Annotated in this window: 21 protein-coding genes and 1 pseudogene; 15 read left to right on the forward strand and 7 right to left on the reverse strand. The window is 73.9% G+C overall.

What is annotated here, in order from left to right; all coding sequences use genetic code 11:
• Positions 1–116: 116 nt before the first annotated feature.
• From ACIQVZ_RS39595 to ACIQVZ_RS39610, 4 genes are all read left to right on the forward strand, one after another.
• A complete protein-coding gene (locus ACIQVZ_RS39595; RefSeq protein ID WP_402457172.1) occupies positions 117–986 on the forward strand; it encodes an LLM class F420-dependent oxidoreductase in 870 nt (289 codons plus the stop codon).
• A gap of 156 nt (positions 987–1,142) precedes the next feature.
• On the forward strand, positions 1,143–1,295 hold the full coding sequence (locus tag ACIQVZ_RS39600) for a hypothetical protein (RefSeq protein ID WP_402457174.1): 153 nt from the start codon (positions 1,143–1,145) through the stop codon (positions 1,293–1,295).
• 192 nt (positions 1,296–1,487) lie between these two features.
• Positions 1,488–2,354 (forward strand): ABC transporter ATP-binding protein, encoded by an 867-nt coding sequence (locus ACIQVZ_RS39605; protein WP_402457221.1) that lies wholly within the window; start codon positions 1,488–1,490, stop codon positions 2,352–2,354.
• On the forward strand, positions 2,351–4,888 hold the full coding sequence (locus tag ACIQVZ_RS39610) for an FtsX-like permease family protein (RefSeq protein ID WP_402457177.1): 2,538 nt from the start codon (positions 2,351–2,353) through the stop codon (positions 4,886–4,888). Before ACIQVZ_RS39605 ends, ACIQVZ_RS39610 begins: the two co-directional genes overlap by 4 nt.
• A 14-nt stretch (positions 4,889–4,902) precedes the next feature.
• Here ACIQVZ_RS39610 and ACIQVZ_RS39615 read toward each other — a convergent pair whose 3' ends face one another.
• Together ACIQVZ_RS39615 and ACIQVZ_RS39620 are read right to left on the reverse strand one after the other, a co-directional pair.
• Positions 4,903–5,670: an alkyl sulfatase C-terminal domain-containing protein gene (locus tag ACIQVZ_RS39615; protein ID WP_402457179.1), complete on the reverse strand. Its 768-nt coding sequence runs from the start codon at positions 5,668–5,670 to the stop codon at positions 4,903–4,905.
• A 181-nt stretch (positions 5,671–5,851) separates the two neighbouring features.
• The gene (locus ACIQVZ_RS39620) at positions 5,852–7,060 is read right to left on the reverse strand and encodes an alpha/beta hydrolase family protein (RefSeq protein WP_402457182.1); all 1,209 of its coding nucleotides are present in this window, start codon (positions 7,058–7,060) and stop codon (positions 5,852–5,854) included.
• A 167-nt stretch (positions 7,061–7,227) separates the two neighbouring features.
• Between ACIQVZ_RS39620 and ACIQVZ_RS39625 the strand changes: the two genes are divergently transcribed.
• Genes ACIQVZ_RS39625 through ACIQVZ_RS39635 form a run of 3 tightly spaced genes read left to right on the forward strand, consistent with a single transcriptional unit; the run spans position 7,228 to position 9,374 of the window.
• Complete coding sequence (locus tag ACIQVZ_RS39625; RefSeq protein ID WP_402457185.1) at positions 7,228–8,415, forward strand: sensor histidine kinase; 1,188 nt, start codon at positions 7,228–7,230, stop codon at positions 8,413–8,415.
• Positions 8,412–9,155: a response regulator transcription factor gene (locus ACIQVZ_RS39630; protein ID WP_350878528.1), complete on the forward strand. Its 744-nt coding sequence runs from the start codon at positions 8,412–8,414 to the stop codon at positions 9,153–9,155. Before ACIQVZ_RS39625 ends, ACIQVZ_RS39630 begins: the two co-directional genes overlap by 4 nt.
• A 60-nt stretch (positions 9,156–9,215) precedes the next feature.
• The gene (locus ACIQVZ_RS39635; RefSeq protein WP_402457188.1) at positions 9,216–9,374 is read left to right on the forward strand and encodes a hypothetical protein; all 159 of its coding nucleotides are present in this window, start codon (positions 9,216–9,218) and stop codon (positions 9,372–9,374) included.
• A gap of 83 nt (positions 9,375–9,457) precedes the next feature.
• Here the strand turns inward: ACIQVZ_RS39635 and ACIQVZ_RS39640 are convergent, their stop codons facing one another.
• On the reverse strand, positions 9,458–10,558 hold the full coding sequence (locus ACIQVZ_RS39640) for a zinc-binding alcohol dehydrogenase family protein (RefSeq protein ID WP_350878526.1): 1,101 nt from the start codon (positions 10,556–10,558) through the stop codon (positions 9,458–9,460).
• A gap of 132 nt (positions 10,559–10,690) precedes the next feature.
• Positions 10,691–12,304: a CocE/NonD family hydrolase gene (locus ACIQVZ_RS39645; protein ID WP_402457191.1), complete on the reverse strand. Its 1,614-nt coding sequence runs from the start codon at positions 12,302–12,304 to the stop codon at positions 10,691–10,693.
• An 84-nt stretch (positions 12,305–12,388) separates the two neighbouring features.
• On the opposite strand from ACIQVZ_RS39645, the gene ACIQVZ_RS39650 reads away from it, so the two are divergent.
• The 7 genes and pseudogenes from ACIQVZ_RS39650 to ACIQVZ_RS39680 all read left to right on the forward strand — a co-directional run.
• Positions 12,389–13,282 carry a VOC family protein gene (locus ACIQVZ_RS39650; protein ID WP_402457194.1) on the forward strand — a complete coding sequence of 298 codons (894 nt, stop codon included), beginning with the start codon at positions 12,389–12,391 and terminating at the stop codon, positions 13,280–13,282.
• Complete coding sequence (locus ACIQVZ_RS39655) at positions 13,279–14,340, forward strand: alcohol dehydrogenase catalytic domain-containing protein (RefSeq protein ID WP_402457197.1); 1,062 nt, start codon at positions 13,279–13,281, stop codon at positions 14,338–14,340. Before ACIQVZ_RS39650 ends, ACIQVZ_RS39655 begins: the two co-directional genes overlap by 4 nt.
• A 14-nt stretch (positions 14,341–14,354) precedes the next feature.
• Positions 14,355–14,837 (forward strand): MarR family winged helix-turn-helix transcriptional regulator, encoded by a 483-nt coding sequence (locus ACIQVZ_RS39660; protein ID WP_402457200.1) that lies wholly within the window; start codon positions 14,355–14,357, stop codon positions 14,835–14,837.
• A gap of 367 nt (positions 14,838–15,204) precedes the next feature.
• Complete coding sequence (locus ACIQVZ_RS39665) at positions 15,205–16,050, forward strand: hypothetical protein (protein ID WP_402457201.1); 846 nt, start codon at positions 15,205–15,207, stop codon at positions 16,048–16,050.
• Between the two features lie 621 nt (positions 16,051–16,671).
• Positions 16,672–17,175 (forward strand): hypothetical protein, encoded by a 504-nt coding sequence (locus tag ACIQVZ_RS39670; RefSeq protein ID WP_402457204.1) that lies wholly within the window; start codon positions 16,672–16,674, stop codon positions 17,173–17,175.
• A gap of 3 nt (positions 17,176–17,178) precedes the next feature.
• A complete protein-coding gene (locus ACIQVZ_RS39675) occupies positions 17,179–18,009 on the forward strand; it encodes an oxygenase MpaB family protein (protein ID WP_402457207.1) in 831 nt (276 codons plus the stop codon).
• Positions 18,010–18,146: 137 nt separating this feature from the next.
• Positions 18,147–18,269, forward strand: a pseudogene (locus tag ACIQVZ_RS39680) (LuxR C-terminal-related transcriptional regulator); the annotation flags it as partial.
• Between the two features lie 145 nt (positions 18,270–18,414).
• Here ACIQVZ_RS39680 and ACIQVZ_RS39685 read toward each other — a convergent pair.
• From ACIQVZ_RS39685 to ACIQVZ_RS39695, 3 genes are all read right to left on the reverse strand, one after another.
• Entirely contained in the window at positions 18,415–19,218 is an 804-nt protein-coding gene (locus tag ACIQVZ_RS39685; RefSeq protein WP_402457210.1) for a siderophore-interacting protein, read from the reverse strand.
• Between the two features lie 17 nt (positions 19,219–19,235).
• Positions 19,236–20,144 (reverse strand): PDR/VanB family oxidoreductase, encoded by a 909-nt coding sequence (locus ACIQVZ_RS39690; protein ID WP_402457213.1) that lies wholly within the window; start codon positions 20,142–20,144, stop codon positions 19,236–19,238.
• A 151-nt stretch (positions 20,145–20,295) separates the two neighbouring features.
• Positions 20,296–20,925, reverse strand: a complete 630-nt coding sequence (locus ACIQVZ_RS39695; RefSeq protein ID WP_402457216.1) for an MSMEG_1061 family FMN-dependent PPOX-type flavoprotein — start codon at positions 20,923–20,925, stop codon at positions 20,296–20,298.
• A 134-nt stretch (positions 20,926–21,059) separates the two neighbouring features.
• Between ACIQVZ_RS39695 and ACIQVZ_RS39700 the strand changes: the two genes are divergently transcribed.
• Positions 21,060–21,716, forward strand: a complete 657-nt coding sequence (locus ACIQVZ_RS39700; RefSeq protein ID WP_402457218.1) for a TetR/AcrR family transcriptional regulator — start codon at positions 21,060–21,062, stop codon at positions 21,714–21,716.
• The last annotated feature ends 240 nt before the right edge of the window (positions 21,717–21,956 follow it).

Below are 21,956 nucleotides of genomic sequence, written 5' to 3' on the forward strand. Positions count from 1 at the left end.
GACCTGCGCGATCTGGCACAACGACCACACCGGCCAGCCCGTCATGCGCTCACTGACCGCCTACGACCACTAACCCTTCGCATCACTCATCTAGGGTCGACGCCAGGAGGTGGAGCATGCGGGTGGGCCTGCACGCGCTCGGCATCGGCGACGGCGCCCGGCCGGAGGTGATCCGGGCCGTGGCGGTGGCGGCCGAGGCGCACGGCTTCGCGCGGCTGTGGTGCGGCGAGCACGTGGTCCTCGTCGACGAGCCCGACTCCCGCTACCCCTACTCCGCGGACGGCCGGATCGCCGTCCCCGCGGACGCGGACTGGCTGGACCCGCTGCTCGCCCTGGGCTTCGCCGCGGCCGTCACCAGCCGGATCGAACTCGCCACCGGCGTGCTCCTGCTGCCCGAGCACAACCCCGTCGTGGTCGCCAAGCAGGCCGCCACCCTCGACGTCCTGTCCGCCGGCCGCTTCGGCCTCGGCGTCGGAGTCGGCTGGTCGGCCGAGGAGTTCGCCGCGCTCGGCGTCCCCTTCGCCGCACGCGGCCGCCGCACCGACGAGTACCTCGCCGCGATCCGCACCCTCTGGGCCGACGACCCGGCCTCCTTCGCGGGGGAGTTCACCCGCTTCGACGCGATCCGGGTCAACCCCAAGCCGCTGCGCGGCGCCCGGCTGCCGGTCCTGGTCGGCGGGAACGGCGACGCCGCGCTGCGCCGTGCGGCGGCCCTCGCCGACGGCTGGTACGGCTTCAACGTGCCCGTGGCCGACATCCCGGCACGCGTCGCCGTCCTGGCCGACGCGTGCGCCCGCCGCGGCCGCGCCGTCGGGGACCTCACGGTCGCCGTCGCGCCGAGCGACGCCACCCCGGAAGACCTGCCCGGGCTCGCCGCAGCGGGCGTCACCGAACTCGTCGTCGTCGCCGCGCCCCCGGCGGCTCCCGGCGAGGCCGCCACCTGGGTCGCCGAACTCGCCCGCAGGTGGATCCGCCCGGGCGGATGACCCGCGCGCACCGCCGGCCACCTCCTGCCGACCAGGGCGCCGCTCCCCCGGAGCCACCTCACCGCCACGGCGTCCTCCGGCGGCGCAGCCGGTTCGTGTACGCGATGGTCGGACGGGGGCCGACCCCACACAGCGTCACCCACCACCATCGAGAACGTGGACGGCAACCACGTCATCCAGGACCTCGACGGCGGGGTCCGGGCCAAGTCCGCCTTCCGGCAACGAAGTCGATCGGGCGTCGGCGGTGCCGACCGCCGCCGCGACCCGCCCCGGGGGCCGAACCGCGCTCGCTCCACCCGTCGGCAGTGAGCCGGTACACCGTCAAGTCCGCTCAGGTGCCGAAGCCTCACGCACACCGCCGTCCCCGTCGACGCCCCGACCGCCGGGCTCCGACCGGTGGGGATATCCCCACCCCCACCCCACCAGCGGCCACCATGGTTCGCCTGCACCCGACTTCCTAGCGTGGATCACACCGACGACTTCATGCAGGAAGGCCCCACGATGGCACGCCGCTCGCCCGAGCCCAGCACGATCCCGAACGACCCGACCACGGCCCCCGCCATCCACCTGCGCGGCGTCCACCGCACCTACCGCAGCGGCCGCACCGCGGTCCACGCCCTGCGCGGCATCGACCTCGCCCTCGCGCACGGCACCTTCACCGCCGTGATGGGCCCCTCCGGGTCCGGCAAGTCCACCTTCCTCCAGTGCGCCGCGGGCCTGGAGCGCCCGGACTCCGGCGAGATCCGCCTCGGCGGCCAGGACATCACCGGCCTCAACGAGAACCAGCTCACCAGGCTGCGCCGCACCCGGATCGGCTTCGTCTTCCAGTCCTTCAACCTGCTCCCCTCGCTCACCGTCGAGCAGAACGTGCTGCTGCCGCTGCGCCTGGCCGGCCGGCGCCAGGACACCCGGCAGGCCCGGGAACTGCTCGCCCAGGTCGGCCTGGGCGAGCACCACGCCCGGCGCCCCGGCCAGCTCTCCGGCGGCCAGCAGCAGCGCGTGGCCATCGCCCGGGCGCTGATCACCCGCCCCGACGTGGTCTTCGCCGACGAGCCCACCGGCGCGCTGGACACCCGCACCGCCCACGAGGTGCTCGGCCTGCTGCGGCACGCGGTGGACGCCCTGGGCGCCACCGTCGTCATGGTGACCCACGACCCGGTGGCGGCCTCGGCCGCCGACCAGACCCTCTTCCTCCTCGACGGCACGCTCGCCGACCGGCTGGAGCGCCCCACCCCCCAGGCTGTCGCCGACCACCTGGCCGCACTGACCGCCCGCACCACCCAGCCCGCCCCGACCGCCCAGCCCGCCCCGACGGCCCTGACCGGCCTGACCGCGCGCCAGGCCGCCCCGCTGGGAGCCACGGCATGACCAACGGCCTGGCCCGCGCCTCGATCCGGTTCCGACCCGCGTCCTTCGCCGGCACCCTGATCGCCCTGCTCCTCGGCTCCGCCGTCATCACCGCCTGCGGCCTGCTCCTGCAGACCGGCCTGACCGCCAAGCTCCCACCCGCCCGGTACGCGAACACACCCGTCCTCGTCGCCGGCGACACCACCGTCCGCACGACGTTCACGGCCGGCGGGGAGACCTCCCAGGCCCAGAGCACCCCGCTGTCCGAACGCGCCCGCCTGGACGCCACGACCGTCGCCGCGATCGCCGCCCTGCCCGGCGTCGCCGCAGCCCGCCCGGACAGCGCCTTCCCCCTCCCCGCCGCCGACGGCCACCCCGCGCTCACCGGCCGCGACTTCGCCGCCCTCGGCATCGCCGGCCCCGCCGACCGCCTCCTCGAAGGCCACCCGCCCGGCCCCGACGAAGTGGTCCTGGACACCGACACCGCGCACGCCGCCCACCTCGCACCCGGCGCCGGCCTCACCCTCACCGCCCCCGGCGCCACCGCGACCTACCGCCTCGCCGGCCTGGCCGCCGCCCAACCCACCGGCCCCACCGCCTGGTTCGCCGCCCCCACCGCCGACCGCCTCGGCGGCCACCCCGGCCTGATCGACGCGATCGCCGTACAGCCGCGCCCCGGCACCAGCACCACCGACCTCGCCGCCCAGGTCCGCCAGGCCGTCGGAACCGGCGCCGACGTCCTCACCGGCGACGACCGCGCCGCCGCCGAACAGCCCTCCCTCGGCCTGGCCCGCGAACTCCTCTACGCCGTCGGCGGCAGCTTCGGCGCCTACGCCGCCATGACCGCGATCTTCGTCGTCCTGAGCACCGTCGCACTCGCCACCGGCCAGCGCGCCCGCGAGTTCGCCCTGCTGCGCGCCATCGGCGCCACCCCGCGACAGATCCGCCGCACCATCGCCACCGAGGCCGCGCTCGTCGCCCCCCTCGCCGCCGCCCTCGGCATCCTGCCCGGACTCGCCTTCGCCCGCTGGTGGTTCGACGCACTGGTCTCACGCGGCGCGATCCCGGCCGGCATCCACCTCGACATCGGCCCGCTGCCGATGCTCGCCGCCGTCCTCACCTGCACCCTGTCCGCACTGACCGCCGGCTTCCTGGCCGCCCGCCGCCCCTCCAAGCTGCGCCCGGGCCAGGCACTGGGCCAGGCCGCCGTCGAACCCGGCCTGCCCGGCGTGGTGCGCACCGCGTTCGGCCTGCTCCTGGCCGCCGGCGGCGTGACCACCGCCGTCCTCAGCTCCGCCCTGGACGGCTCGAAGGCCGCCGCCAGCGCCCAGGGCACCGTCATCTGCTTCATGATCGCCGTCGCCCTGCTCGGCCCCTGGGTGGCCCGCCTGGCCTCCGCCGCCCTGGGCCCGGCCCTGCGCACCGGCGGCGCACCCGGCTCCCTGGCCGCCGACCACACCCGGGCCAACGCCCGCCGCCTGGCCTCCGCGATCACCCCGATCGTCCTGGTCACCGCGTTCTGCGGCACCCTGCTCTTCATCCAGAGCACGATCAGCCACGTCAGCGGCGAGAACGTGCGCAGCGGCATCACCGCCGAGCACGTCCTCGCCCCCGCCGACCACAGCCCCGGCCTGCCCCCCGGCACCGCCCAACGGGCGGCCGGCGTAGCGGGCGTGGACGCCGCGGTGGGCGTCCTGCGCACCTCGGTGCTCTACAGCAGCAGCAAGGCCATCGGCACCGCCACCGCGCTGGGCCTCGACGGCGACCCGGCGGCACTGTCCAAGGTGCTCGACCTCGGGGTACGGCAGGGCTCGCTCGCCGACCTCGGCCGCACCGCCGACACCGTCGCGCTGGACACCGGCCTGGCCGACGCGATGGACGCCCGGGTCGGCGACCGGGTACCGATCTGGCTCGGCGACGGCACCACCGCGCACCCCACCGTGGTCGCCACCTACGAGCGCGGGCTCGGCTTCGGCCGGGCCCTGCTGCCGCGGGCCGCCGTGGCCGCCCACGTCAGCGCCGGCTACGACAGCCAGGTCCTGGTCACCGACCGCCCGGACGCGGACCGCGCCGCCGTGGCCGCCCAGCTGCGCGCACTGGCCGACGGCGCCACCGTCACCGACCGGGCCGCCTTCATCGCCCACGCGGACCTGATGACCGAACTCAACGCCTGGGCCAACACCGTGATGGCCGCCGTCCTCGGCGGCTTCGCCGCGATCACCGCCGCCAACACCCTGGTCATGACCGCACTCGACCGGCGCCGCGAGGTCGCGCTGCTGCGCCTGGCCGGCACCACCCGGCGCCAGGTGCGCTCGATGATGCGCTGGGAGGCCCTGCTGGTCGCCGCCACCGGCCTGGCGATCGGCGCGGTCATCTCCTGGCTCACCCTCGTGCCGGTCACCCGGGCCGTCGCGGGCACCTCGCCGTACGTCCCGCCGGGCCTGGCGCTCCCGCTCGCCGCCGGCGCCGTGCTGCTCTGCCTCGCCGCGACCGGCCTGCCCACCCGGGCCCTGCTGCGCGGCCGCCCGGCGGTGGCTGGCGGCGGCCCCGCGTAGCGCCCGCCCGGGCCCTACGGCACGCGCGCCGCGGCCGTGCCCGCCGTCCGCCGGCTTCGAGTCCGGCCGGCGGACGCCGGGCACGATCGAGGCAGAGGACGCCGATCTGACCGATGGTCATGCCGAACGCCCCAGGTCGGTGATCCCGGAACACCCGGGGCGGGAGCCCTGCCGCCTCCTGCCGCTTGGTGCGCGCGGGGGGATCCGCCGTGCGCACCGTCAACCCGCCGGCTTCCTGCATGTTCATGGACCCATCGTGGCAGCACCTGAGCGTCGGCCCGGACGACCGCCCCGCCCTCCGCGTCGGGATCGGCGCCGGGGGCGTGGAGGCGGACCGGCGTCGGCGTCGTCTCGCCGAGGGCGGTGGGATCCGCTCCGCCGGTCGCGATGGCGGGTGGCGCCGTAGCCGGTAGGTGGAGCACGGCGTCGGCAGGGGCCGTCTGCGCGGCGGCGGTGCAGGTCAGCACTCCGTTGTGCAGCACCAGGCGGTAGCGGGTGCCGGTGTCGGTCAGGTCGAGGTCGAGTGCGAGGTGTTCGCGCCAGCAGTGCCGGCTGTTCACGCGGACCGCGAGGGCGTCGAGCACCTGTTCCGGTGTGAGCTGGGCGAGTACGTCGGGCGTGACGGGCGACACGGGGGTGCCGAAGCCGCCGTGGCGCAGCTCGTACGCTCCGGAGAGGTAGGCGCAGCGCCAGGTGCCGTTCTCCGCACCGTAGCCGAGCTGCTCGTAGGTGTCGGCGAGCAGTTCCCGCGCGGCCTCGTGGTCCGGCTGAGCGAACACCACGTGGTTGAGCACCTCGGCGACCCAGCGGAAGTCGCCGATTCTGACGCCTCGGGCGGGACTTGGTCGTTCGCGACCGCACGTGAGGCGGCCGAGTTCCCCGTGGTCGAGTTCCCCGTGGTCGAGGTCCCAGAGGTCCCGGCCGCCCAGGCGCGCTCGGCGGCCGGGAGCGGAGCCGGGGCGTTCACCGGGCGTAGGCCACCTCGGGGAAGTCGGGGGAGGGGCCGTCGAGGAGCTGTCCGCGGTGGCGGAGGTGGAGGTCGAAGAAGGCGCGCGGGTAGGCGCGTTGGAAGGCCTGTGCCCGGTGGCCGGGGATCGTTCCGACCTCGTCCTCCAGGTCGGGCGGTGACATGCCCAGGAGCGGGGCGATCAGCGGCAGGATCAGCTCGTCGTCGCCGAAGGACTGGTGTGCGGCTCCCCGTACGGTCAGGTGCAGGCGCCAGCCGCGCAGGTGCGACCAGAACGTGCGCAGGGCGGGGTTGTTGTCCATGCCGCCCTTGCCCGGGGTGTCCACGACCAGGAACGGGCGGTCGAGTCCGGCGGTGACGACGGGGCCGGCCGCGCCGCCGTCCAGGCTCGCTCCGGCCGTGATCCGTCGGTCGGTGTGCATGGTCGCGGCGGTGGTGGCGCCGCCCAGGGAGTGGCCGAGCATTCCGACGCGCTGCAGGTCCAGTGCCCGGCGCAGGCCGGCGGGCAGCGGGGCGGGGCGGGCGCCGGGGTGGCCGCCCGAGTACAGGACGGCGAGCCGGTCCAGGACGAAGCGGATGTCGGCGGTGCGGACCGCGAGGGCCTTGGCGGAGTCGCCGATGCCGCCGGGTGGGCTCGTCTCGACGCGTCCGCCGGGGAAGGCGACCGCCGCCGCGTCGTAGGTGTGGTCGACGGTGACGACCAGGAAGCCGTGGCTGGCGAGGTCTTCCACGACGCCGGTGCCGAACGAGCGCGACGCGTCGGCGCCGGGGGAGTAGAGCACGACCGGCAGGGGGCCGGGCGGGCCGCCGACGGGGGCGCCCTGGTGGCCGTGGGTGTTCCCCAGGTGTACCCGGCCGGGGGGCACGCCGAGGAGGTCCAGGTACCGGTCGGCCGCGGCGGCGGGCATCCAGGGCGCGGTGGTGCGGGCCGTGCCGCCGCGGGCGGGGTACCAGATGCTGATCATCAGCTCGCGGCAGGGGCGGGAGGGCACCCAGGGGTCCGGCCGCGCGGTGTCGGCCAGGTGCAGCGCGACCGTGCCCACCGGGTACGGCCCGTCGGGGGCGGGCAGTTGGAACCGCACGGGTTCCTCCTGCCCCGGGTGTGCGACGGCCGCCGGGCGTGCGACGGCCGCCGGCGCGAGCGGGCCCAGGGCCGTGGCGGCGACCAGTGCGGTGCACGAGGACAGCAGAGTTCTCCGGTTCATGCGCTCCACTGTCGCGCCCGGCGGGCCCGGCGGCTTCGCCTGCGGGGAGGAGCCCGGTGTCAGCCCAGGAGGGTAGGGCGGGCATCGGCCGCGCGGATGACTCCGCCCGTGGGATGACGTCCTGCGGGCTGACGGGCCCCGGGCCCCGCTTGGATAGCGTGGCGGGCATGGGTGATGGGCAGTCACGGCCGCTGGTGGCCGGGCGTCTGCGGGACGGGCAGTGGCACGGCGTGGACACGGTCGCGGCCGTGCTCCTGGCCCTGGCGTTCGGCGCGGGCGAGACGCACCGCGGCGGCTGGGTGGCGGGGGCCGTGGCGGCGGCGGTGTGGCTGCCGGTCGCGCTGCGGCGAAGGCGGCCCGTCCGGGTGCTGTACACGGTCTTGGCCGGAGCGGTCCTCGCCCTGGCGTTCACCGGATGGGAGCAGTTCTGGCTCCCCGTCGGGGCGGTCCTGTACACGGTGGGGGCGCGGGAGGCCCGGGGCCGCTCCGTGACGGCGCTCGGCTGCTCGCTGGGCGCCGTCGCGGCGGCCACGGCCCTGGCACCGCGGCCGGTCCCGGTGCCGGCCTCCGGGGCCGCAGTTGCCGTTGGGGCCGCGGGGGGCGTCGTCTTCGCGTCGTTGATGATGACCCTGCCCTGGCTGGTGGGCACCGCGCTGAGGGAGCAGCGCTCGTACGCGGAACTCGCCGCCCGGCAGGCCGTGACGGACGAGCGCCTGCGGATCGCCCGCGAGCTGCACGACGTGGTGGCCCATCACCTGACGGTCATCGCGGTCCGGGCCGAGGTGGCCTGCGTGGTCGCTTCCGGCGACCCGCAGGAGGCCGGGCGCACCCTCGCACTGGTCGGGTCGGCGGGCCGCACGGCGCTCACCGAGATGCGCCGCATGCTCGGCGTCCTGCGATCGCCCGGTGACGGAGCCGAGTTGGGGGCCGCCCCCGGCCTGGCGGACCTGCCGGCGCTCGCGGCCGGTGCGGGCCCGCGCGTGGAGCTGTCCGTCGACCCGGGTCCGCCGCTGCCCCCGGGGGTGGAGCTGGCGGTCTACCGGATCGTCCAGGAGGCCCTCACCAACGCGGTCAGGCACGCGGGATCGGCGCCCTGCCGGGTGAGCCTGTCCCGGACGGGCCCCGGGGCGGTGGAGGTCGAGGTCGTCAACGACGCACCGCTCCGGACCCCGTCCCGCTTACCGTCCCGTTTACCGCTCCGGGTGCCGTCCAGGAGTTCCGGTGGCGGGCACGGGCTCGTCGGGATGCGGGAACGGGCGGCGATGTGCGGCGGGACCCTCTCGGCCGGACCCCTGGCGGCGGGTGGGTTCCGGGTGCACGCGCGCCTGCCCTGCGCACCGGAGGCGGCACGGTGAACCGGCCGGTCCGGGTCCTCATCGCCGACAACCAGGCGCTGTTGCGCACGGGCTTTCGGCTGCTGATCGAGAGCGTGCCGGACCTCACCGTCGCGGGCGAGGCCGCCGGCGGCGGGCAGGCCGTCGAACTCGCCCTGCGGCTGCGGCCCGACGTGGTGCTGATGGACGTACGGATGCCGGGGATGGACGGCCTGGAGGCGACCCGGCGCATCTGCGCGGACCCGGACGCCGCCGGTACCCGCGTGCTGGTCCTCACCACGTTCGACCTGGACGAGTACGTGTACGCGGCACTGCGCGCCGGGGCCAGCGGGTTCCTCCTGAAGGACATCCTGCCCGCCGACCTGCTGACGGCCCTGCGGGTGGTCGCCGCCGGCGACGCCCTGCTTGCACCCGCCGTCACCCGCCGTCTGATCCGCGAGTTCGCCGCACGCCGCGAGCCGTACCCGCGGCCCGCCCCGGAGCCGGCGGGCGTGACCCCGCGGGAACGGGAGGTCCTCCTGCTCGTGGCCCGGGGGCTGCCCAACCCCGCGATCGCCGCGCACCTGGGGCTGAGCGTCGCGACCGTCAAGACGCACGTGCGGCGGCTGCTGGCCAAGCTCCACGCCCACGACCGGGCCCAGATGGTCGCCATCGCCTACGAGACGGGCATGGTCACCGCGGGCGGGTACCCCCCGCCCGCATGCCCGCGCCCCGCCGGCCGCGACGGCGGACCCGAGCAGGACGTCCCCGGCGGTCCGTAGGCTCCGCACACGGCGTCCCCGCCGGCATCGTGCATCCGCTACACCCTGCAACTGGACACGGTGTCGCTGCCCAAGACGGCCAACCCCGAGCACATGCGCTCCAACGCCCAGGTCGGCTTCGAGGTCTCCGGCGCCGACATGGACGTCCTGCGAGAGCTGCGCGACGTGGACTACGGCGAGCACAACGTCTTCCCCGTCTACGGCCGTAAGCCCGGCTGAGCCCGTGCCAGGACGTCAGGACGTCAGGACGGTGCCGCCGCGGTGGCCGGCGCAGCCCTGACTCCTGCACTTCCCGGAGAGCGTCACGACCCCGGCTTGAGGACGACCCGGCCCACGAGGTCGGTGCTGTTCTCCAGCAGCGCGTGTGCCCGATCGGCCTGGGACAGGGGAAAGCGTGCGGCGATCCGGATGCCGATCAGCCCCCGGGCCAGCAGGTCCAGGACGTCGAGGGCATCGCGATGGCGGGCACCGCGCACACCGACGACCGTCATCTCCAAGCGGGTGAGATCGCTCATCGTGAGCGGCAGGTACCCGCCCGTGCGCTGGTTGCCGGCCGCCGGACAGATCGTGCCGCCCAACCGCAGGGCGTCGACCGCCAGTCGGAAGAGGTCCGCGTCACCGGTGAAGTCGACGGCGTGGTCGAACCCGGTCCCGGCGGTCCAGTCCCGCAGCTCGGCCGCAGCCGCCGCCCGATCGGCGGTGACCACCACGTGGTCCGCGCCCGTCTCCTTCAGGAGGGCGGCCTTGTCGGCATGCCGGGTCGTCACGGCGACCCGGGCGCCGGCCATCCGGGCCAGGCGGACGGTGGCTTCCCCCATCCCTCCGGAGGCGCCGCACACCAGCACGGTCTCACCGAGCCGCACGCGCAGCCGGTCCAGAACGAGGCGGTGCGAGGTCGCGTACGGCCAGAGCAGCACCGCCGCCTGCTCCAGGTCGACGTGTGCCGGCAGCGGCAGCCAGAGCCGCTGATCACGCACCAGGTACTGCGCGTACGAGCCGAGACCGGCGTGGCCGGGCACGTCGACTCCGGTCGACAGGTTGCCCAGGCCCCGGTAGGTCTGCGACGCGTACGGATTCTCCGGGTGCACCACAGCGACGACGGGATCCCCCGGCCGGAACCCGGCCACCTCGTCTCCCACCGCCATGACGGTGCCCGCGGCCTCGCGGCCGAGTTGCTGGGGCATCGGCAGCGCGCGCCGGCCGGGCAGCCGCTCCCCGGACAGCTGCCCCGAGCGGTACTTGAGGTCCCAGCCCGAGACCGAGGCGGTGTCGACGGCGACCATGACATCGCGGGGTCCCGGTGGCGGGAGCGGGTAGTCGGCATGGACCAACTCCTCGGGTCCGCCGTGTTCGAAGACCCGAACCGCCTTCGTGGTGGTGGGCAACTGGCTGTCGGTGGTCATGAGCGGGCCTTTCCGATGTTCCGATGTAGGGACCGGCCGGTACCCGGCCCGGAGGTTGCTCTGCGCGAGGCGCTCGGCCGCGCCGACCGTGCTGTCGAGCGCCTCGGCGGGCCCAGGGGTCTTTCTGCGGGCTCAGGAGTCCTTCGGCGGGATCACGGGCACGAGCAGGTACGAGGGGTGGCGGCCGCCGGTGTGCACCGTGTTGGTTCCCGTGGCGTGGGCCCGGTCGACGGGGTCGTCGTGCCGGAAGCGGGTGGGGTCGCTGCGGTCGGCGGCCTGGATCACGAGCCCCAGCCGGTGGCCCGCCGCGAAGACCCTGCTGGTGGGCAGGATCTCGACCGCCGCCTCGACCGGGACCCCGGGCTGGAGCGGGCTGCGGCTGTCGTGGCGGTGCACCGGACGGTAGGGCTCGGTCCGGGTCTCGTCGAGCTCGCGGTGCGAGACCCGCAGCCAGCCCTTCACCACCGGGCCGCGGTTCCCGATGCCCGAGGCGTCCTCGAAGGTCACCTCCTTGCCCTCGGCGTCGATGTCGATCAGCGTGACGAACAGGTCCATGTCCTCGGTGTCCGCGCTGACCCACACGTGCAGCGCGGACGGGCCGGTGAGTTCGACGTCCTCGGTGAACGGGGCGGTGAACAGCGTGACACCGCCGGTGGGTGCCGGGTAGTCGACGCGTGCCTCGGCGGCGGGTGCTTCGGTGTCCAGGGAGCCGCGCTCGGCGTCCAGGTACAGGCGGGTCCATACGGTGCGCGCGATCGGCCATTCGGACTCGGCGCGCACGAAGGAGCCGCGGGGGTCGCGGATGGTCAGGCGCACCGGCGGCTCGTCCTGCCAGGCCGTTTCGTCGCCGGCCACGAAGCGGTCCAGGAAGCGCTTCTGGTAGAGCCGGCTCTCCTCGGTGTAGAAGGGCGTGAAGTGGTTGCCGTCGTGGATCTCCAGCCACTTGTGCGCGGAGCCGGCGCCGAGGTAGCCCTCGACGTTGCCGCGCAGGTGCAGTGGATAGCCGGTCCAGTTGCCCGACGACAGCACCGGAACGGTGATCTTCGAGAGGTCGACCTCGCGGGCCCGGTAGTACGCCTTCAGCAGCGCGTGCTCGCGGAACTCGCCCGGCAGCCCGGCGTTGCCCTCCACGGCACGCTCCGGGTTGGGTGCGCCGGCGGGCAGGGCGCTCTGGTTGCCGGTGATCTGACGGGTCCACCACTCGTCGGTGAACAGGTTGCTCAGGATGCCGCCGTGGTGCGACCAGTCCCGGTAGATGTCGACCGCGCCCTCCCACGGCACGATCGCGGCCAGGTGCGGCGGCTGCAGCGCCGCGACGTGCCACTGTCCGACGGCGTAGTAGGAGATGCCCAGCAGGCCGACCTTCCCGGTGCTCCAGTCCTGCACCCCGGCCCACTCGATCGCGTCGTGGTAGTCCTCCCACTCGGTGGGCGAGAACAGCGCCATCCTCCCCTCGGAGCGCCCGGTGCCGCGCTGGTCGACCCGGACCACGGCGTAGCCGCGCGGCACCCACCATTCGGGGTTCGGCGTCTCCCAGGTCATGTGGGGGCCCTGCTCGTCGATCAGGCCGTAGGCGTGGGCGTTGAAGTCGGCGAAGTGGATGTCCTTGCCGTACGGGCCGTGCACCATCAGGACCGGGTGCGGGCCCGGCTGCGCGGGGCGGAACACGTCGGCGCGGAGCACGGTGCCGTCCCGGGTGGGGACCGGCACGTTCTTCTCGATCGTCATCTCGGTTGCTGCGGACACCGGGGCCTCCTCGGTCCTTGCCAGAATCTCAACTGCTTTATAAAGTACTTTACATCTACTGGGGGCGCAACGAGGAGAACGGCCATGACCGGCATCACCCATCTGCGCAGCATCGACATCGCGGCCACCGACCCCGCGGAGCTGTTGCCCTTCTACGAGCGGACCTGGGGTCTCGAACAGGTCCCCGACCCGACCGCCCCGGACGGGGGGATCGCCCTGCGGGCCCGCGGCACCGAACACCACGTGCTGCGACTGGTTCCGGGCGCCGGACGCGCGCTCGGGCGGATCGCGCTCGGCGCGGCGACGCCCGCCGACGTCGACCGGATCGCGGCGAAGGCCCGCGCGGCCGGCGCGGCCGTGCTCACCGAACCCGGCGTGCGGGCCGACGGCGGCTACACGGTCGAGTTCACCGATCCGGAGGGCCGCGTACTCGAAGTCGGCACCGGCCTGCCGGAGCACCGCGAACCCGCCCGCCGGGCCTTCGGCCCGGACCGGCTCAGCCACGTCGTGCTGAACTCACCCGACCTGGACGCCGCCAAGGCCTTCTACACCGACGTGCTGGGCTTCGCGGTCTCCGACACCTACGAGAACGACCTGATGGTCTTCCTGCGCTGCAACTCCCAGCACCACTGCGTGGTCCTGGCGCCGGGCGAGTGGGCCACGCTGAACCACGTCGCCTTCGAGGTCCGCGACACCGACGAGGTGATGCGCTCGCTCGGCCGGATGCGCAAGGCCGGATTCGACACCATCTGGGGCCCCGGCCGCCACGGACCGGGCGGGAACGTCTTCTGCTACTTCCAGGATCCGGTCGGCAACGTCATCGAGTACACCTCGGACCTGATCGAGGTCGGCCCCGACTGGCAGGCGCACGCCTGGCCGCGCACCCAGGAGAACGCCGACGTCTGGGGCACCAGCGGCGGCATCACCCCCGCCGTCGCCCGCGCGATGGCCAACCCCCCGACGGGAGCGCAGCGATGAAGGCGATCGTGATCGACCGGTTCGGCGCGCCCGAGGTACTGCGCACCACGCGGCTGCCCGATCCCGAGCCCGGCCCCGGCGAGGTGCGCGTGCGGGTCGGCGCCGCGACGGTCTCCCGCACGAAGGACGTCGCCGTGCGGGCCGGCCGGCCTCCCTTCGCCGAGCAGGTCCGCACCTTCCCGCACGTGCTCGGCACCGAGCACGCCGGAGTCGTCGACGCGGTCGGCGAGGGGGTGGACACCGCCCTGCTCGGCGCCCGGGTCGCGGTCACCTCGGCGCTGACCTGCGGGCGCTGCCGGTACTGCGCGCAGGGCCGCGAGGAGGCCTGCCCCGCATTCCGCCTGCTCGGCATCCACCGCCCCGGCAGCTACGCCGAGTTCACCGCCGTACCGGCGGTGAACGTCCAGGTGATCCCGGACGGGATCACCCTGGCCCAGGCGGCCTCACTGGCCGTCAACGGCGTCGTCGCCGCGGCGCAGCTGGCCGTGGCCGGCGCCGGGCCGGACACGACGCTGCTGGTGCTCGGGGCCGGCGGCGCGCTCGGCTCGACCGTCGCCGCGCTGGCCGCCTCCCGCGGAAGCCGGGTGATCGCGGTCGCACGGGACCCGGGCCGGCTGGCGGGCCTTCCGCTGACCGCGGCGATCGACTCCGGCACGCACGACCTGACCGGCCGACTCCGGTCCGCCGCCGGCGACGACGGAATCGACTGCGTCATCGACAACCTCGGAATCCCGGCGCTGTGGGACGCCTACCTGCCCGCGCTGGCGCGAGCTGCGGTGGTCGTCGTCTCCGGCGCGATCACCGATGACCCGGTGCCACTGCGGTTCCGGCAGCTGTACCTCCACAGCCATGCGATCGTCGGCGTGCGCACCGCCAACCGGACGCACCGCGATAACCTCTGGACCGAGGTGTCCGCCGGGTTCCGGCCGCCGGACGGCTTCGTCCACCCCACCCCCTGGGACCAGGCCGCCGCCGCCCACACCCGGATCGAGGCCGGAGGCGTCGGCGGCCAGATCGTGCTCGAGTTCCCGGGGGTCACCGAAAGGCCGCGCCGATGACCCGGAGAGAGACAGTGCCCCGCCGAGAACCGCACCCCGTCGCACCCCGCACCCGCACCGCCTTCCTGGTCCGGCTGCTGTCGAACACGCTCAGCCAGCAGGTGGAACGCGCCCTGAAACCGCTGTCGCTGACCCAGGCCCAACTCGCGGCCCTGGCCCAGCTCACCTTCACCGACGAGGGCTGGCTCTCGGGCGCCGAACTGGGCCGCCGGGCCGGGGTCACCGCGCAGGCCATGTCCGCCGCGATCACCGACCTGGAACGACGCGGCCTGGTGCGCCGCAGCCCGCACCCCACCCAGGGGCGCATCCAGCGGGTCCACATCACCGAGGACGGGGTGCAGTTGCTCGACCGGGCACAGCAGGCGACCGAGCCCGTCGACGCCCGCACACTGGCGCTGCTCACCGAAACCGAGCGCGACCAGTTCCGCAGCCTGCTGCTGCGCGTCATGACCGGCGCCGGGTGCGCGCCCACGGCGGAGGAGATGCCGGGCGAGTGAGTCCGGCCAAGTCCCGTCCGGGACGGCACCGGGGCCTGCCGGCCCCGACCACTACGAGCCGTCAACCGGCGCCTGGCGGGCGGCCGTCCAGACCCGGGCGCTGCGCAGCGAGGCCGGGTCGCCGCAGCCCGGCCCAGGTCATGCGTGCCGCCGGAGTGGAACCGCCGGAGGATCACCCGGGGGTTGACATCCCTTGGCGGAGCCTGTGCAGGAGCGCTCTGTGCCCGGGTCTGTGGGAAGGGGATCCGGCGGCCCACGCCTGTCGGGCGCCCGCAGGTTCCACCGGCGCTGTCGGTAACGGGAGTCAGGGTGGCCAGGCCGGTGGTCAGGCCGGGACGTGAGGGGGCCGGGAGAGGCGGGGCGGGCGATGAAGTGCGAGCAGGCGACCATGGTGCTGGAAGAGATGCTGGACCGGCTCGAACAAGGCCAGTGGCCGTTGACGCTGGTCGAGGAGATCCACCTGTTCGGGTCCTACAGCCGCGGCGCACTCGAGGTTGGCGATGTCGACGTCTGCGTCCAGCACACCACCGACGACCGCTGGCTGCGGCACTCCCTGCACGCCACCATCAACGGCAAGGACGGCTACGTGCCGATGCGGCAGGCGCTGCACGGCCGACGACGCGGCGTCAGCTTCCAGTTCCAGATGCGCAGCAGTCTCGAAGCGGACGGCTTCGACCTGCTCGCCCTGTGGCGCTGCGGCGAACCGGTTGGCCTCGCCCGCCAGCGCCTTGCCGGGATCCGCCCCGACCCCACGGCCGGCCGCGCACCGCGCGATCACGTCCTGCCCGTCTACGAGGCCATAGCCGATCTGCTGCCCCGGCCCGTCCGCATCGACCTGCACCGCCTGTGCACCACCGTCACCGCCACCGTCACCGCGTTCCCCCTGCCTGACGCCCGACCCCGTTCACCCCAGGCCCTGCGCCACATCGAGCGGCGCTGGGTTGCGACCAGCCCGCTGCGCCGCGCGGCCCTGGCCGCCCTGGCCCACTTGGAGGGCGCTGGTCACGCACTGGACCGCCTCGAACTTCACGGCGGCTGCCTTGACCACGAAGCGACCGATGACTCCGTCGACTGCTATGTGGACCTGCACTGGAACAACTGGACCGGCCTTGACCGCTACCTCGACGACGGTCAGGCATGGTTCGAGGTCCTGCCCGCCACACCCCGGGAACCCCTCCACGCCCTACATATCGTTCCCGTTCCCTTCCGGTAGCCGGCCCTGCCCGTCCCTGCGTCGGCCGCGTCGGCTTCGTGGACCCAGGCAGACCGAGCAGGGCAGACTCCCCTGGACGGGCGGGTGCTGACGCCGCGTCCATGGCCGGAGGGCACCTGTCAGTGCTGCCGGGTGGTGTCCGGGCCATGAGTCCCGCGCGTTGCCGGGCATTCGAAATCCCAGCGAACCAGGGATGTTGCGGCCGGTCTGCAGCCATGAGCAGCCCGTCGTCCCCTGGTGCGGCTTCGAGGACACGCTCGAGCACCGGGAAGCCTCGATCCGCGCGCATCGCCTCGAAGACGACGAGTGCGAAGGCGGCTGTACTGACGCCTGCGAGGAAGTCGCCCGCAACGGGACCAGCATCGGACACCTCATCCTGCGGCGCTGCGGATGCTCACCGGCAGCGACCCGAGGGGGCCGTGGACGCCGAATCCGGCGACCTGGAGAGCACCGCAGGATCTGTTTGCGAAGAGAAGCCTTGAGCTGCGCAGATGTTGCCAGATCGTGCCCGCGGCGCCGGCCCGGCAAGGCATGATGAGGATCCTCATCGCACGGGGGCGCGGGATGCGGCGAGGACGCCTGCGCGGTGCCCGCGTCCCGGCAGCACCTCGGGAGGACCTCGTGTTCGATCAGCAGCACCCCCGCCCCTGCGGCAGGCCCACCAAGGCTGGGACACCGTGTAAGTCTCAGGTCTACGGCCGCGCCTTTGCCTGCAAACTGCACACCACCGACCTGGAGAAGCAACTCCTCGACGCCTACGAGCGAGGACACCGCGACGGCTACGCCCAAGGCCGCCAATCCGCCGAGGTTTCGGCCAAGCTCCACAGCGAACACCTGGAGCGGAAGGTCAAGACGCTGGAGGAGCAGCTCGACGCCCAGCAGCGCCGGTTCGAGGACCGCGGAGCGCAGGCTGTGACCGTGGACGGCTACGGCTACCGCTGGGGCGGCCCGGGCCGGTTGGAGGTCGGTGACCGTGTCCTGCTGCCGGAGAACTACGTCAGCGCCCTGCGCCACGGCTCCGGCCCGTTTCCTGGTACGGTCACGGCGCTGGGGACCACCTACTCCGGGGCTCTGAGCGCGATCGTCTCCCGTCTCCCCGACCAGCGGTCCGAGGACGCCCGGTAGCGGTTGTCCGGGGCCGGAAGCGCTGCTGGCCGGCCCCGCGGCCTCGCCGATCCCGGGGCGTTCGGTCCGTCGTCGGGTCGGCGTGCTGGCGGGGCGATCGCGGGCGTTCGGCGGGTCCACCCCCGGGTAACGGGCACGGCACCGGACGGCCGCCGCTACCGCGCCGACGATCCCGAGTTGCTCCGCTGGGTGCACATCGCCGAGGTGTACTGCTTCCTGACCGGCTACCAGGCCTTCGCCGCCGCCCCGCTGTCCGCCGCCGAGTGCGACCGCTACCTGGCCGAGGCGGCGTGCGTAGCCGAACGGTTGGGCGCCCGCGCGGTGCCCCGGTCCCGGGCCGAGGTCGCAGCCTATCTGGCCGGGATCCGGCCGCACTTGCGGGCTACACCACCGGCCCTGGACGTGCTGCGTCTGCTGCGGGGCTTCGGCCGCAGCAGACGCGAGCGTGCCGCCGTCCGGGTGCTGACGAACGCGTCGACCGGGCTGCTGCCGTCCTGGCCCCGGGGCGAAATCGCCGTCCGGCGGCCCTCGTTGGTCCGTGCGGCCTGGGACCGCCGCTGGCGCGGGCCGGTGGCCGGATCATGGTCTGGGCCTGCGGTCCCTCGCAGATCCGTGCCGCGGCCTACGCCCAGGCCACCGCCGCGGCCCGGACGGCAGGGGCCTGACGCGCCCAGGCGTCCGACCTCAGGGGTCCGCGCTCCTCGAAGAGCTCGGGCCCCTGGGACTTCGACGGACCTCGGAGCAGCGCGTGCGATCCAGCCCGCGCTGACAGCACTCTTTCTCACACGCGCCTGTCTGCGGGAATCGGGGACCGGAGCCGCTCTTCCCGGGTAGGCCGGCGAGAAGATCTACGTGGGCCGGCACGACCTCGGCGCGGCGGTCACGGAGATCCTGCGCCTGGCGCTCGGCGGGGTACCCGGGGCCGGCCGCGGCCCGGTGTCGGCCAGGTTCTCGAGGTCGCTCTCCCAGTACTCGGTCTCGCGGAGCCCACGGTGAAGAAGCATCTGGGCCGGGTCATGGCCAAGCTGGATCTGCGGGACCGGGTACAGGCGGTGATCTTCGCGCACGAGTGCGGGCTGGTCGAACCGGGGTAGGCGCGGGCGGCCGTCGGGCGGGGGCCGGCGCCCGACGGCCGCCCGCGGTGAGAGGGGACGGTCTCCCCGGCTGGGACGGTGCAGCCGGTCGGCACGCGACGACGAGCGCAGGACCGCGCGAGCCGCCCTGTCACCCGACACCTTCTCAGCCGGGGCTGGAGCGGCCGTGTCGCCAGTAGCCGTAGAACGCGATGTCCGACTTCGGCACCCCCCGGTCCCGTACCAGGTGCCGGCGCACCCCGGTGGCCAGGCCGGACTCCCCGGCAGCCCAGGTGTAGGAACGGCCCTGCGGCAGCGCCGCCTGCTTGACCGCGTCGAGTGTCAGTCGGCCGGGGAGAGCGGCGGAGCCGTCCCGGGCGATCCAGTGCACACGGACACCCTCGGGGGCGGCGACGTCCTTGCGGATGTCGGCCGTCTCGGGAACCTCCAGGAAGACCTCCGCGGCCAGGGAGGCGGGCGCGTCCTCAAGGATGGCGAGGACCGCCGGCACGGCGCTCTCGTCCGCGACGAGCAGTTGTCGTTCCGCGTCGGGCGGCGGGAGGTAGGTCAGGCCCATGTCGAAGACGCCCGCCGGGTCGCCGGGACGGGCGCCGAGCGCCCAGGCGCAGGCGACGGTGTCGCCGTGCAGGGCGAACTCGATGTCCAGTTCGCCGAGTTCGGGCCGGACCCGGCGGATGGTGTAGTTGCGCACCCACGGCCTGCGGGCCTTCGGCAGGAGCAGCACCTGCGCCATCCAGGCCTCGTTGGAAAGGGTGGGCATCGTGAGGCCGGCCTGTCCGGCGCGGGGGAAGAACAGCCGCACGGCCTGGTCGAATCCGGTCGGCAGCAGGTGTTCGAGCTCCGGGCCGGCCAGGGTGACGGTCGTGAAGTTGGGAGTCGTTCTGGCGGTCCGACGCACCTCCAGGGTGATCATGCGCCGGGACTTGGGTGACTGCACTTTGGGCAGCATGCTGGTTGCGGTGCCTTTCAGAGGCCGAGGACGAGCCGGGCGGACAGGGCCCGGGACACGCACGGGTACATGCGGCCCTCGGGGGCGCCGATGTCGTCCCGGTGCTCGGGTGTGCCGTCCAGGACGGTGATCTCACAACTGCCGCAGACGCCTTCGCGGCAACCGGAGGGGAGGGGGCGCCCGGCGTGGGCGAGGGCGTCGAGGAGCGACTCGTCGGCCGGTACGGCCACGGTGCCCCCGGAGCGGGCGCAGACCGCCTCGAACGCCGTGTCGGGGCCGAAGACCCGGGCCACCGGCTGGAAGCGCTCGGCGTGCAGTCGTTCGGCGGGGAACGCCGCCTCCGCCGCGGTCAGCATGGCCGCGGGACCGCAGCAGTAGACCGAGGTGTCGGCGTCCAGCGTGGCCGCGAGGGAGCCGAGGTCCGGCCTTCCCTGGGTTCCGGTCTCCACGATCCGCACCCGGTCCGGGTGGGAGCGGCGCAGTTCGTCGGCGAAGGGCATCCGGTCCGCCGACGGCCCCACGTACAGCAGGGTCGCGGGAAGTCCGGCGGACGCCACCGCGCGCAGCATCGGCAGCAGGGGCGTGATCCCGATCCCGCCGGCGAGGAAGAGGTACCGCGGCGCGGGGACGAGGGGGAAGTGGTTGCGGGGGAGGGAGACGCCGAGGGGGCGGCCCGGGCGCAGGAACCGGTGGACGTACTCCGAGCCGCCCCGGCTGAGCGGGTCGTACCGGACGGCGACGCGGTAGGCGCCCCGGTCGGCGGGGTCCCCGCACAACGAGTACTGCCGGGTCAGCCAGTTGGGCAGGGACAGGTCGATGTGGGCGCCGGGGGCCCAGGGCGCCAGCTCCCCGGCGGTGGTGCGCAGGGTGAGCGTGACGACGTCCTCGGCGACCCGGTCGATGTGCTCGACGACGGTCTGTTGCATGGGTGATTCCTCTGTGGGCCGATGCGGCCTGGTCGTGGCCGGGCGGACCGGTGGCGGGGCGGGCCGGTGGTCGGGCGAGCCGGTGCGAGGCTTCTCGGTGCTTTTCCCGGCGCCCATCGCCGCGTCGGGTCGGTGCCTTCGCGGCGCCTGGTCAGTAGAGCTTTCGGTAGCCGTCCTCAAGGGACCGTTCGAGGAGCCCCGCATCCACGTCGACACCGAACTGCGCGGCCGCGATCTCCCCCATCGACGGCATTCCCTCGGCGAGCGCCTGGCTGTCGGGGTCCCACAGCCGGGAGCGAATCAGCGCCCGCCCACAGTGGAAGTACGCCTCGGCCACCCCGACGACGATCGCGAGCTCCGGCTGCTTGGCCTCGGTGCGCATCCTGACCAGCACATCGGGTTCGTCGGTGACGTAGCCGCTGCCGTTGACGCGCAGGACCTCCCGCACGCCGGGGATCAGGAAGCACAGGCCGACGCCGTCGTTCTCGGCGAGGTTGCGGAAGGAGTCGGCGATCTTGTTGCCGGGGCGGTCCGGGAGGGCGAGCGTGTGGTCGTCGAGGACCTTCACGAAGCCCGGGTAGTCGCCGCGGGGCGAGCAGTCGGCGCGCCCGGAGGCGTCCGCCGTGGCCATCGTCAGGAACGGCGAATGGGCGATGAAGTGGCGGAAGTAGTCGTCGATACGATCCTTCAGTTTCGCCTCGACCATCGGCCCGGGCGGCCCGAGCCGTGCGAGGACCTCGTCCAGGGAGACCCGGCGGGGCCGCGTGAGGGTATGCGTCATGGTGCCTTCCTCCATCGGGATCCGGTACGCGGCAGCGGGTGCTCGGCTCCGCATCGCCGCAGTTCATGGCACTATTGTGAGCAATTACTCAGGTCGTGCGCTACTCGCTTTCACGGCCGCCCGCAGGAGGTGCCATGACGTCCGATCGCCGCGGACTTCAGCCACGTAAACAGCCCCGTCAGGTCCGGGCCGAGCTCACTCGGCAGCGCGTCCTCGACGCCGCTGCTCGCGTTTTCGCCGAGTACGGGTACGCGGCGGGGACCACCAACCGGATCGCGGAGCGGGCCGGGGTGTCGATCGGGTCGCTGTACCAGTACTACCCGAACAAGGATGCGATCCTGGTCGAGCTGCTGACCCGGCATCTCGACGCCGGGATGGCCGCCGGCCCGCTGGACCAGGACGAACTGCTGCCGGAGTCCGTCGAGGGCATCATGCGCTTCCATGTGCACAACGTGATCGCGAACCACGGCGACGACCCGCAGTTGCTCCGGGTGATGATGGAACAGGGGCCCCGCGCGCCGGAGTTGCTGGAGCGGGTCGCCGACAGCGAGCAGAGAAGGATCGCCTACGCCCGGAAGCTGTTCCGGAACCATCCGGACGTGCGGGTCGCGGACGTCGACATCGCCGCCCGTCTCGTCGTCTCCACGGTGGAGATGGTGGTGCACAGGGTGATGGCGGGGCCCGACCAGGTCGACGTCGCACGGTTCGAGGACGAACTCGTCACCATGCTCACCCGCTACCTGACCGGTGGGCCGACGGCAGGCGCTCCCGCGGCAACGCCCGGTGACTGACGCCCGGTCCGCGCGGGGCGGCCTGGTCGCCGACGTCGCCTTCGCGGGGATGGAGCGGGCTTAGGCCCAATGCCGGTGACTTTAGGTTGTTGCCGGCTGGGTGATTGTGACTGTTGCCGGTATTGGTGGTGGCCAGTTGCGGTGCTGGGCGCGTTTGAGGGGCCAGTTGGACATCTTGCGTTTGATGACGCGGGGGCAGGTCCGCTGTCGGCGTTGGGGCAGCAGGCGTTCGGCGATCTC

Source organism: Kitasatospora sp. NPDC098663, from assembly GCF_044760075.1.
Classification (GTDB): Bacteria; Actinomycetota; Actinomycetes; order Streptomycetales; family Streptomycetaceae; genus Kitasatospora.

What these genes read in the sequence shown, in the direction of transcription:
- ACIQVZ_RS39595 (WP_402457172.1), top strand. Translation starts at nt 117, where the DNA reads ATGCGGGTGGGCCTGCACGCGCTCGGCATCGGCGACGGCGCCCGGCCG.
- ACIQVZ_RS39605 (WP_402457221.1), top strand. Translation starts at nt 1,488, where the DNA reads ATGGCACGCCGCTCGCCCGAGCCCAGCACGATCCCGAACGACCCGACC.
- ACIQVZ_RS39610 (WP_402457177.1), top strand. Translation starts at nt 2,351, where the DNA reads ATGACCAACGGCCTGGCCCGCGCCTCGATCCGGTTCCGACCCGCGTCC.
- ACIQVZ_RS39620 (WP_402457182.1), bottom strand. Translation starts at nt 7,060, where the DNA reads ATGAACCGGAGAACTCTGCTGTCCTCGTGCACCGCACTGGTCGCCGCC.
- ACIQVZ_RS39625 (WP_402457185.1), top strand. Translation starts at nt 7,228, where the DNA reads ATGGGTGATGGGCAGTCACGGCCGCTGGTGGCCGGGCGTCTGCGGGAC.
- ACIQVZ_RS39640 (WP_350878526.1), bottom strand. Translation starts at nt 10,558, where the DNA reads ATGACCACCGACAGCCAGTTGCCCACCACCACGAAGGCGGTTCGGGTC.
- ACIQVZ_RS39650 (WP_402457194.1), top strand. Translation starts at nt 12,389, where the DNA reads ATGACCGGCATCACCCATCTGCGCAGCATCGACATCGCGGCCACCGAC.
- ACIQVZ_RS39655 (WP_402457197.1), top strand. Translation starts at nt 13,279, where the DNA reads ATGAAGGCGATCGTGATCGACCGGTTCGGCGCGCCCGAGGTACTGCGC.
- ACIQVZ_RS39665 (WP_402457201.1), top strand. Translation starts at nt 15,205, where the DNA reads ATGAAGTGCGAGCAGGCGACCATGGTGCTGGAAGAGATGCTGGACCGG.
- ACIQVZ_RS39685 (WP_402457210.1), bottom strand. Translation starts at nt 19,218, where the DNA reads ATGCTGCCCAAAGTGCAGTCACCCAAGTCCCGGCGCATGATCACCCTG.
- ACIQVZ_RS39690 (WP_402457213.1), bottom strand. Translation starts at nt 20,144, where the DNA reads ATGCAACAGACCGTCGTCGAGCACATCGACCGGGTCGCCGAGGACGTC.
- ACIQVZ_RS39695 (WP_402457216.1), bottom strand. Translation starts at nt 20,925, where the DNA reads ATGACGCATACCCTCACGCGGCCCCGCCGGGTCTCCCTGGACGAGGTC.
- ACIQVZ_RS39700 (WP_402457218.1), top strand. Translation starts at nt 21,060, where the DNA reads ATGACGTCCGATCGCCGCGGACTTCAGCCACGTAAACAGCCCCGTCAG.